The organism is Paracoccus fontiphilus, from assembly GCF_017356265.1.
Lineage (GTDB): Bacteria > Pseudomonadota > Alphaproteobacteria > Rhodobacterales > Rhodobacteraceae > Paracoccus > Paracoccus fontiphilus.
This window is the reverse complement of sequence record NZ_JAFNAW010000140.1, coordinates 1-2,868: the sequence shown is the minus strand read 5'-3', so window position 1 is coordinate 2,868 and position 2,868 is coordinate 1. Positions and strand designations below refer to the sequence as shown.

Annotated in this window: 3 protein-coding genes; 2 read left to right on the top strand and 1 reads right to left on the bottom strand. The window is 70.2% G+C overall.

The genetic code is table 11. The features are described 5' to 3' along the window. The first annotated feature begins 141 nt into the window (after positions 1-141). Positions 142-1,026 carry an FAD:protein FMN transferase gene (locus tag J0F76_RS20370; RefSeq protein WP_207472280.1) on the top strand — a complete coding sequence of 295 codons (885 nt, stop codon included), beginning with the start codon at positions 142-144 and terminating at the stop codon, positions 1,024-1,026. 69 nt (positions 1,027-1,095) lie between these two features. On the opposite strand, the gene J0F76_RS20365 is transcribed toward J0F76_RS20370, so the two are convergent. Beyond that, positions 1,096-2,349: an MgtC/SapB family protein gene (locus tag J0F76_RS20365; RefSeq protein WP_207472278.1), complete on the bottom strand. Its 1,254-nt coding sequence runs from the start codon at positions 2,347-2,349 to the stop codon at positions 1,096-1,098. Positions 2,350-2,667: 318 nt separating this feature from the next. Here J0F76_RS20365 and J0F76_RS20360 point away from each other — a divergent pair. Next, positions 2,668-2,868 (top strand): hypothetical protein (locus tag J0F76_RS20360; RefSeq protein WP_207472275.1); only part of this gene is annotated, 201 nt, incomplete at its 3' end.

The following is a 2,868-nucleotide window of genomic DNA, read 5'->3' as shown; positions in this document are numbered from 1 at the left end:
CGGTGGGGGCGGGGGCGGGGCCACGGCGCCCGCGTCGCCGCCCGTTCCGCCGCCGCTTCATCCCGCGCAGGTTCCCGCAAGCGCCCATGACGGCGCCGCGGACCGGCAGCCGCCCTCCTTCCGCTCCCAGCAGGTGACGCCATGACGACCACCCGCCGCCGCTTCCTGGCCTTGTCGGCCTGTGCGCTGATGCTGCCCGCCGCGGCCTCGGCCCCCCATCACTGGCGGGGCCAGGCCCTGGGCGCAGATGTGACGCTGACCGTCCAGGGCGGCACCCCCGGCGCCGCCCGCGCCTTCTTCGCCGAGGCCACGCGCAGGCTGCGCGGGATCGAGCGGCAGTTCTCCCTGTTCAGCGGATCGGATCTGCGGCGGCTGAACGCGCTAGGCAGGCTTGCCCATCCCTCGGACGACATGCTGGCCGTGCTGAAGCTTGCCGCGCGGGTGCATGAGGCCACGGACGGCGCCTTCGATCCCAGCGTGCAGCCCCTTTGGCAGGCCCGCAGGCTTGGCGAGGACGAAGGCGCGGCCATGGCCCTGGTCGGCTGGCAGGACGTCCGCATCGACCCCGCCGAGATCCGCCTGTCGCGGCCGGGCATGGCGCTGACGCTGAACGGCATCGCCCAGGGCTTCGCGACCGACTGCCTGGCGGAGATCGCCGCGCGTCACGGTCTGACCCGGGTGCTGATCGACGCGGGAGAGATCCGGGCCATCGGCCCCGCCCCGCTGTCCGCGCGGGTCGAGGCGCCCGACGGCACGATCATCCGCCGCCTCGCGCTTCGCGACCGGGCACTTGCCACCTCGGCCGCCTTCGGCACGCGGATCGGGCCTGCGGGGGACCGCGCCCATATCGTCGGCCCCGCCGGACAGGCGCTGCGATGGGCGCTGATTTCCGTCAGTGCCGAAAGCGCGGCCGTGGCCGACGCGCTATCGACGGCGGCGGTGCTTATGCCGCGTCCGGCGATCGACGCGGCGCTGGCGGCATTTCCGGGTGCGCGGCTTGAAGCAGCGGCGGCTTTCCACGCCTGAGTGGATGGGAAGATGCTGCCGGTTCCGGGCGACGAAGACGATGCCGCCGGGAACCAATGGGCCTGAAGCCTAGGCAAGCGCCGACATGGCAAAACCGGCCGCACCGCCGGCAGCGGCCGCAAGCGTGGTGGCCAGCAGCCACGCCCAGAAGCGGACGGGTCCGGCCAGCATCGCCAGGAACAGCCGCCCGACGGCGTTGGCCGACAGCGCGGCCAAAACCGCCGCCACGATCATGGGCTGTCCGACACCGGGCACTTGAAGGCGCAAGGCGCTGAGCACCGCGACATCGACATCGAACATGCCCGACAGGGCCGAGGTCGCAGGAAGGCTCGCCCCGCCGAAATGGTCCACGAGCGCCGCGCTCGCGGTGGAAAAGATCGCAAACAGAAGGGCGAAGACAAGAAGGGCGCGCAACTCGAACGGGTTGTGCATCATCTCCTGCGGTTGCCGTGCCTCGCTGCCGCGCAGGACCATGATCAAGCCCGAAGCACCCAGAATGCCCGCCGCGCACAGGACCGGGACTGCGACATGGGGCAGGATGCCACGGCGCAGAAGCGCGACCACGACCAGGACGCGCAGGAGGGAAACCATCCCGGCCAGAGCCGCCGCGCCCACCAGGGGACGGACATGCGTCGTTCCCTTCGCAATCCGCGCAAGTGCTACCGTCACCGCCGTGGACGAGGCAAGCGCCCCGGCAAGGGCGCTGACCAGCAGCCCGCGGCCCGGACCCAGCACGCGGACGGCGATGTATCCCGCAAAGGAAATCGTCGCGATCAGCACGGTGAAGAACCAGATTTCCCAAGGGTTCAGGCCGCCCCAGGGATCGACGGCCCGGTTCGGCAGCATTGGCAGGATGATGGCCGTCATCACCGCCAGCACGAGGGCCGAGCGCAGCTCGACCCAGTTCACGCGGCGCAGGGCCGTGTGCAGGATCTCTCGGCTGGCCAGGATGGCGGCAAGGGCGGTGCCCCCGGCAGCGGCGACCCGGTAGTCGCCGCCGACCGCCAGCCCGCCCAGGCTGAAAACCCCCAGACCCGCCATGACGCCGGTGACGCTGAAGTTTCCTTCGTGGCGCGCTTCCTGAAACTGGAACAGGCCGAACAGCGCCGCGACGGCCAGAAGGCCTGCTGCAAAGACCACGGGCGCAGCCATCTCGGCTGCAAGAGCCGCGGAAACACCGCCCAGAAGACCGAAGATGCCGAACGTCCGAAGGCCTGCGGTGCGGCTTCCGGCAGGCTCCTCGCGCTCTCTCCAGCCGCGTTCCAGCCCGACCAGCAGGCCGATGGCAAGCGCGACTCCCAGCCGGAAAAACTGATTCTCCATCTCCTCCCCGATTTGTGGTCCCGCCCCGCTAGGATGAGGATGCCTGGGCGGACCGTCGGGCGGGAAGCTGACCACAGTTTAGTGCTCCCGAACGCGGCCGCCGGTCAAGACCAGGCACAAGAGCCGCGTAGCCGGATCGTCGGCTGCGACGAGGACGGCACGATCGTCGCCGACCTGTGCACAGGCTCCTGCCGATGCTCGGCCCGGGCCGGCGACCGGTGCCCAAGCTCTGGCGGTTCCGGATGCCCTTGCGTCGACATCGGCAAGGGGTGCATGGGCCGCGATGGATGCGAGGCCCGGGCGGAAAGGTGGTCGCGCATGAGGTCGGAGCTATCACTCCACCGCCAAACTCGTCAGGCGGCCTTCGCCGGAGGAATACGCGCCGCCAGCGACTACGGCTTCAAGACAACGGTGATGCAGGATATGCTTGGTGGTCTTGCCCCCGTTTTACCGGACACTCAGGCGATTGCGGTTTCAGCTGCGATGAACTCGCGGGGCGAGCGCATCTTCAGCCCTGAG

Coding starts and splice junctions, on each gene's coding strand:
- J0F76_RS20365 (WP_207472278.1), bottom strand. CDS start 2,349: ATGGAGAATCAGTTTTTCCGGCTGGGAGTCGCGCTTGCCATCGGCCTG.
- J0F76_RS20370 (WP_207472280.1), top strand. CDS start 142: ATGACGACCACCCGCCGCCGCTTCCTGGCCTTGTCGGCCTGTGCGCTG.